Genomic DNA, 7,282 nt, shown 5'->3' on the forward strand with positions numbered 1-7,282 from the left:
AATTCTAGTTAATTGTTATTAATGGTTCCCCTGGATTCACAATTTGGCCTTGGGTAACATGAATTCCTGTTACCGTACCTGCTTTTCCTGCAACGATTTCATTTTCCATCTTCATTGCTTCTAAAATTAACAATGGTTGGTTCTCGGACACCGTATCACCAACATTGACTAATACTTTTAACACAGTTCCTGGCATTGGCGCAGGCATTGCATCTGCTCCTGCTGGGGCGGCTGGCTGTGCTGCTGGCGCTGGGGCTTCTTCAACAGCAGGGGCTGGTGTTTCTGTCGTAGCAACTGGCGCTGTTGGTTGTGGCGCAACAGGTGCTGGTTGTGGGACGCCACCGATTTCTTCCATTTCGACTAAATATTCTTTCCCATCAATTGAAATTTTAAATTTGCGTAACATAATGATCCTCCTCAAGGTTTTGTTTTGAAATTCTTTTGACAACTAGCTGAGACTCTTCTGAAAGCTCTGCAGCTATACTGGCTGCAATAATGGCAACTTCTTTTGCTTCTGGATTTCGTTTTGCGATTTTTTTGATAACAAAACGACTTTCTGGAAACTCTCCTGCTTCGATGGCAGTGGCCACAATACTTACCAATTGATATTCTTTTGGCTCAGCAGGAATATATGCTGGTATATCTATCCATCGCTTTTCCAAGTTATCCGCTTCACGTTGGATAACGCTTTCATTAATCTCGGTATCCTGCGTGTGTTGCTCTTTCTTGAATAAGGACTTAAATAGGCCCATATTGTCTCTCCTTTCACTAATTCTTGGTATACGTTCATTATAGAAAAAACCGTTAAAAAACCTAGTGAAAACACTAGCTCAGATTGTTCTTTTATTGTTTATTTTGTGAAAAAAACTCTGTAAACATTGGTATATAAGCATTTATCAGCCGTTAAGATTCTATTAATATTATATTAAGTTATTAATAAGAATTTGATTGTTGAATTGTTTTTTTGATGTTCTTTTTGTTTTAGGCTATTTATTCTCTGCGAAAGTTTGTATATTCTCACACTATAGACAAACACAAAAAATATTTTTTGTTGTAAACCAGAATACTGTGAAACATTTCTCATGGCTATTCTTTTTTATTAACACCGGTTGTTAACGCTTACAAAAAAGTTCTAAAAAAAGAAAGGAAGAAAAACATGTTACTCACTATTTTAGCTTATGGTATGATTATCATCTTTATGTATGTAATCATGAAAAAGAAATTGTCACCGTTTACATCTTTAGTAATTATTCCTCTTATTTTTACTTTGATTGCAATTGCAACTGGAGTAGCGAGTCCGCCACCTGGTGCTGACGGTGTTGTCCCTGAAGTCAACATTGGGAATTTCGTCTTAGATGGGATTTCAACTACTTCAAAAACTGGTATTATGTTATTATTTGCCATTCTTTACTTCTCTATTATGTTGGACGCTGGTTTGTTTGACCCAATCACTAAAAAAATGATTTACTTTGCTAAAGGCGATCCAATGAAAGTCTTGATGGCTACTGCGGTAGTTGCTGCTGCTGTTTCCTTAAACGGAGATGGAACAACCACGACCTTGATTTGCTGTTCTGCGTTTATTCCCATCTACAAAAAACTTAATATGAAATTGATGAATTTAGGTGTGCTTGTTATCTTACAAAACACCATTATGAACTTATTACCTTGGGGCGGTCCAACAGCTCGTGCCATGGCCGTACTAGAAGTTGATGCCGACATTCTTTCTTATTTAGCACCTGGTATGATTTTATCTGTATTGTATGTTATCTTCTTTGTTGCTTATCGCATGGGGAAAAAAGAACGTGCTCGCTTAGGCGTGACAACGCTTACTGATAAAGAATTGGAAGAAATGACTATTGTTAACGATCCTGAGTTATTAGAAATTCGTCGTCCAAAGAATTTTGCGTTCAATGGTATTTTAACGATTGTCTTAATCGGTTGGTTAGTCCTAAGTTCATTCGTTGGTCAATTAGGTTTGCCTTCGTGGATTGAAATGCCACCGTTATTATTATTCCTAGTTGGTACTTGTATCGCTTTAATGATTAACTATCCAAAATTAAAAGATCAAAGCAGCCGCATCAGTGCAAATGCTGGTGATGCTGTGCAAGTAGTTATCTTAGTTTTCGCTGCTGGCGTCTTCATGGGCTTATTCCAAGGTTCTGGTATGGCCAATGCCTTAGCAAATAGCTTTGTTAATATTATTCCAAAACAATTAGCCGGCGCTTGGGGCTTAGTGATTGCGTTCATTTCAGCACCAGGAACATTCTTTATTTCAAACGATGGTTTCTATTTCGGTGTCTTACCAGTCCTAGCAGAAGCTGGACGTTCTTATGGATTTGACAATATGTCTATGGCTTTAGCTTCCTTAATGGGGCAAGCGTTCCACTTATTAAGTCCATTAGTGGCATTTATTTACTTGCTATTACGTTTAACTGGTTTAGATATGGGTCAATGGCAAAAAGAATCGGCAAAATATGCCTTAGGAATTTTCGTTATTTTCGTTGTAACAATTGTTGCTTTAGGTCACATGCCTTTATTTATTCCACAAAATTAAACGTCGTCGCTGAAACCGTAGGAGTACCTTTTCTCCTCGGTTTTCTTTTCATTTTGTCTTTTCTTGCGTTATATTTTCATTTTTAATATTATATTTATTATCTATAAAAATAACCTATAGGGAGGTGCCTCATATGAATCCAACGGTTGAAGCAGTAAAACGGAACTTAGATTTAACTAGCAGTAAACCTCTAAAAATTTGTACCTATGAAGCCTTTAAAAAAACCATTATTTTAGGGGATATTCCTGCGGGTGAACGGATTAACGAAAAAGAATTTTCCGAGCAATTAAACATTAGTCGGACGCCCATTCGCTTTGCTTTACAAGAATTGGTCAAAGAACAATTGGTGGAACATATACCTATGGTGGGTATCGTGGTTAAAGGGATTAGTATGAAAGATGCTTATGAAATTTATGATATTCGTAAATCTTTGGACACTTTAGCAACCATTAAAGCCATGGAACTCATGACACCAGAAGATTTTGATGAATTGGAAGCCTTACTTCTCGAAGGAGAACAATACAATAAAAATAACCAAGTAGATGACTTACTACAGAACTTTTCAGATTTTAATTCCTTTATTTATACTAAGAGTCAGATGCTACGTTTAAAAAAAATTGTGACTGATCTCCATGCTTACTTAATCTATTTCAGAGATATTGCGATTCGTGCCTCAGAACGTCGTAGTATTGCCCTAGAAGAACATTGGTTAATTTTCCGCGGAATGAAAACAAAGAATATTGACCAGATCACACTTTTAACCCATGAACATCTAAATCGTTCGCTTCAATTTATTTTGAAAGAAATGGAACGTCGACAAATTGAATAAGCAAAAAAGACCCGCAGTCGCTCGTGCAACTGCGGGCCTTTTTTCATTTTTTTTGTACGCAACCATCTGGCGTAAAGGTATAACCAATGCCCCAAACGGTCCGAAGGTAACAAGGTTCTTTCGGGTTTTCTTCTAATTTACTTCGTAAACGATTAATAAAAACCATAATCGTATTCGCATCGACATCCCCAGTACCCCAAACACTGCTGTAAATTTGTTCTTTAGAGAATACTTGCTCGGGATTCTCCAGAAAAAATTGAATTAATTGAACTTCTTTCGAAGACAATGAAATAGGTAAATCCTTTTTAAATAGTTGATAACGACCATAATCAAAACGGAAATCGCCTACCTGTAGTTCTTCTTTTTTATAAATATTCAATTGTTTTCGAATCATTCGAGCTCGATTCAGCGAAGCAATCACCTGAGCCTTAAAAACATTCAAGGAAAAAGGTTTCGTTATATAACTATCCACGCCCATTTCCAAGGCTGCAATAATATCCTCTTCTTCTTTTTTGCTACTAAAAAAGATAATTGGCACCAGTGGATATTTCTCTCTAATCATTTGGACTAAGTAGTAACCATCGCTGTCATGTTCCAAGTTATCATCTAAAATGAACAAATCAAAGGTAACTCTGGACACGATATCTTTTGTTTTTTCAATTGATTCACTTTGGTAAATAAGAATACCTGTTGATTGTAACGCTTTCCAAATCAAACGACGAACTGCTGCATCATCATCTACAACCAGTATTTTCTCCGTACGCATACCTGTTGCTCCCCCTACGTCTCTTTACAAAACTTTTTCATTTGAATTTACTACTGGAGTAATTACTGATTATCATAACACAAAAAAAGAAACGAAGACGGCTAAAAAATCATTTAACTTGGAAAGAGCCTGGGACAAAAATCCAAAGTGATTTTTGTCCCAGGCTCAAAACCTGATAAACGGCGGGAACAGAACCAACTCCTTCGGAAATAAGCCGAAATTCTCCAAAAATTAAAAAGCAATTTTCGGAAATTCCTTCTTATTTCTCGGAGCTAAACGGTTCCGTCCCGACCTCTGTTTAAAAATACTTCTTAACTGGTTCAACCACTAAATACCGATAAGGTTCATCCCCTTCAGAATGGGTTTTGATTTGCTCATCTTTACTTAGCGTGTGATGAATTTGTTTTCTTTCAAAAGCCGGCATTGGTTCCAAGAAGACTGGCCGCCCAGTGCGTTTGGCTTTTTCCGCGGTGCGTTTCGCTAAACGTTCCAAAATTTCATGACGTTTTTCACGATAATTTCCGACATTTACAACAATCGATAGCTTATTGCTTGCAATGCGGTGAATAAAGACTTGCGCTAAGTACTGTAACGCATTTAACACTTTTCCGTGTTTTCCAATTAAGATACCTTGTTTTTCTGTTTCTAAATGGAAGATAATATTGCCATTCTCGCGCGCTATGCGAACCATGGCAGGGGCGTTCAGTTCATTTGAAATATTCGTTAAATACATCGCTAATTCAGTAATAGCAGCTTCGTCTTCCAGATTTTCTAAAGAATGTGTTGATTCCTCTGAGAGACTAGGAATTGCTTCGGTTAATTCCTCAACTGCTTCTTCCACTGCTGTTGCTTCATCGGCAACAACAATATCTTCCACTGTTTCTTCGACCGCTTCTGTGACTTGCTCACTAATCGTTGGTTCCATTGAAATTTGGGCAAGTTTTTTTCCTAGACCTAAAAATCCTTTTTTTCCTTCGTCTAACACATCAATTGTAACATCCTCTTTGGTTAAACCAAGTGCTTGTAAGCCTTTCTGCGTTGCTTCTTCGATTGTATTTCCTTCATAAATCGGCATCTGAACGACCTCCTTTATTTTTTCTTCCCTTTTTTCTTAGGACTTTTTGCTCGTTCAAGCGCTCGCTCCCGTGCTTTGGCTTGACGTGCTGCTTCCTCCCGCTCTTTACGGATTTTGAATGGATTGTTTAATAACAATGTTTGCCCTGTTTGGAAGGCATTTGAGACCACCCAGTAAAGAGATAAACTGCTGGCTAATGAAATCCCCATAAAGAAGATCATCGCTGGCATAACGTAATTCATAATTTTCAGTGAGGCATTTGTTTCTAGTTGGCTCATACTTGAAAGATACGTACTAGCAAACGTAAAGACAGCCGCTAAAATCGGTAAAATTAAATACGGATCCGGCTTATCGAGGCTTAACCACAAGAACGTTCCTTCTTTTAACTCAGGCACGCGTGAAATGGCTTGATACAAAGCCATCATGATTGGTAGTTGAACCAACAGTGGTAAACAGCCAATGTAAGGATTCACATTATTCTCTGCATACAAACGTTGCTGTTCTTCTCGGAATAAGCGTTGTGTTTCAGGATCTTTTGAAGAGTATTTTTGTTGCAAGGCCTTTAATTGCGGTTGCAACTCTTGTGTTTTACGCATACTCTTCGTTTGGAAATGCATCAACGGCAATAAAATAATCCGGATGACTAACGTAAATAGGATAATCCCAATTCCAACACTGCCGCCTAATGATAGGAACTTAATCGCTTGGGCAAAATAATAAACAATGTATCGATCCCAAATTCCTGTACTACTTTCACTTACGGGCGCGGTTCCGCAGGCGGATAAAACAAAGACTAAGGTCACTAACCCAGCCATTAATAATAAGCGCTTATACTTCTTCACTACTCAATTCCCTCTCTTACATCTAATATTTTAGCTAAATTTAACACATGTGTTAAATTAGCTTTCACTTCTTCAGACGATAACTTTTCCAATCCTGGACGTGCAATCACGATAAAATCAATTTCTGGAGAGATACGGTCTTTTAATTGAAATAAACTCGCGCGGATTTTCCGCTTCACAGCATTTCTTGTGACCGCGTTTCCAATTTTCTTCCCAACAGAAATCCCCACCCGAAAATGGGCTTGTTGTGGTTTCTCTAAAACGTACACCACGAAACGACGATTTGCACAAGATTGTTTTTTATTAAACACCTGTTGAAATTCTTTTTCTTTCTTGACACGGTAGGACTTTTTCATCGGCATCCCTTTGTTTCTATATTTTTTTACTTCTTAATAATAATAGCATATTTCCGCTCTTTTTTAGTAGCCTTTTCTATAGAATCCTGCTTTCTTTTATTGAAAATAGAAAAAGAACCCTTAGTTATCTTCACATCTTCCAAAAAATTATGGAGATAACTAAGGGTTCTTAGAAATTGACTGTTTAAAAGACCAGACCATCATTAAGCAGAAATAACTTTTCTACCTTTACGACGACGGCTTGCTAATACGCGACGGCCATTTTTAGTGCTCATACGTTTACGGAATCCGTGAACTTTTTGGCGTTTACGTTTGTTTGGTTGATACGTTCTTTTCATGCAATTACACCTCCTGAAATTGTAACTATCCATCAATATATAGACATACTTTGATAGTATAACGAGTAATAGGGTCTTTTGTCAATAAAATTTAAGAAATATTTCCTGAGAAAGATTCGTTTCAATTATCCACAAATTAAATTTTCCTGTGAGTAGCTTGTGGATAGTTTTCCACATTTTTTTCTGTTCACAGCCATTTTTCCACTAGTTTTACACAAAAAAACAGCCTGTTAAAAAGTTTTGCACAGGTGTTTTTTTGACTGTTGATAAGTTCTTGAAACATGATTGTGTCAAGCTTAATTATTCTCAACTTTTTGTGGATAACTCATTCAACAACCACTTTCTTCCGCAAGTGTCGACACCCTGTGGAAAACTTTTTTCACCCTTGTGTACTTTTTTTCCACATTGAACAATTGCTTGTGGAAAAAGTTTTAAAAAAATGCTAAAATCGACTATGCTCATTCTTTTAAGTTATCCACATTTTTTAGATAACCAAAATTTAAACATATAGGAGGTCACTGT

At 37.1% G+C, this 7,282-nt stretch carries 9 protein-coding genes; 2 read left to right on the forward strand and 7 right to left on the reverse strand.

All coding sequences use genetic code 11. The features are described 5' to 3' along the window. Positions 1 to 4: 4 nt before the first annotated feature. Both IGL07_RS13535 and IGL07_RS13540 read right to left on the reverse strand, forming a co-directional pair. The gene (locus IGL07_RS13535) at positions 5 to 406 is read right to left on the reverse strand and encodes an acetyl-CoA carboxylase biotin carboxyl carrier protein subunit (RefSeq protein WP_002363547.1); all 402 of its coding nucleotides are present in this window, start codon (positions 404 to 406) and stop codon (positions 5 to 7) included. After that, positions 390 to 752: a hypothetical protein gene (locus tag IGL07_RS13540; RefSeq protein ID WP_438747456.1), complete on the reverse strand. Its 363-nt coding sequence runs from the start codon at positions 750 to 752 to the stop codon at positions 390 to 392. Before IGL07_RS13540 ends, IGL07_RS13535 begins: the two co-directional genes overlap by 17 nt. A 404-nt stretch (positions 753 to 1,156) precedes the next feature. Between IGL07_RS13540 and IGL07_RS13545 the strand changes: the two genes are divergently transcribed. Beyond that, positions 1,157 to 2,554, forward strand: coding sequence for a CitMHS family transporter (locus tag IGL07_RS13545; RefSeq protein ID WP_002356005.1), 1,398 nt, complete (start codon positions 1,157 to 1,159; stop codon positions 2,552 to 2,554). Between the two features lie 133 nt (positions 2,555 to 2,687). After that, positions 2,688 to 3,383 (forward strand): GntR family transcriptional regulator, encoded by a 696-nt coding sequence (locus IGL07_RS13550; protein ID WP_002356006.1) that lies wholly within the window; start codon positions 2,688 to 2,690, stop codon positions 3,381 to 3,383. Positions 3,384 to 3,426: 43 nt separating this feature from the next. Here IGL07_RS13550 and IGL07_RS13555 read toward each other — a convergent pair whose 3' ends face one another. The 5 genes from IGL07_RS13555 to rpmH all read right to left on the reverse strand — a co-directional run bounded on the left by IGL07_RS13555 (position 3,427) and on the right by rpmH (position 6,760). Then, the gene (locus IGL07_RS13555) at positions 3,427 to 4,149 is read right to left on the reverse strand and encodes a response regulator transcription factor (RefSeq protein WP_002368650.1); all 723 of its coding nucleotides are present in this window, start codon (positions 4,147 to 4,149) and stop codon (positions 3,427 to 3,429) included. A 298-nt stretch (positions 4,150 to 4,447) separates the two neighbouring features. After that, positions 4,448 to 5,224 carry an RNA-binding cell elongation regulator Jag/EloR gene (gene jag, locus IGL07_RS13560; protein ID WP_002361456.1) on the reverse strand — a complete coding sequence of 259 codons (777 nt, stop codon included), beginning with the start codon at positions 5,222 to 5,224 and terminating at the stop codon, positions 4,448 to 4,450. Positions 5,225 to 5,238: 14 nt separating this feature from the next. After that, on the reverse strand, positions 5,239 to 6,066 hold the full coding sequence (locus IGL07_RS13565) for a YidC/Oxa1 family membrane protein insertase (RefSeq protein ID WP_002356010.1): 828 nt from the start codon (positions 6,064 to 6,066) through the stop codon (positions 5,239 to 5,241). Then, positions 6,066 to 6,422, reverse strand: a complete 357-nt coding sequence (gene rnpA, locus IGL07_RS13570) for a ribonuclease P protein component (protein ID WP_002356011.1) — start codon at positions 6,420 to 6,422, stop codon at positions 6,066 to 6,068. Before rnpA ends, IGL07_RS13565 begins: the two co-directional genes overlap by 1 nt. Positions 6,423 to 6,625: 203 nt before the next feature. Beyond that, positions 6,626 to 6,760: a 50S ribosomal protein L34 gene (rpmH, locus tag IGL07_RS13575; protein ID WP_002356012.1), complete on the reverse strand. Its 135-nt coding sequence runs from the start codon at positions 6,758 to 6,760 to the stop codon at positions 6,626 to 6,628. Positions 6,761 to 7,282 lie beyond the last annotated feature (522 nt).

It is taken from the genome of Enterococcus sp. DIV1368f (genome assembly GCF_051712245.1).
GTDB classification, from domain to species: Bacteria; Bacillota; Bacilli; order Lactobacillales; family Enterococcaceae; genus Enterococcus; species Enterococcus faecalis.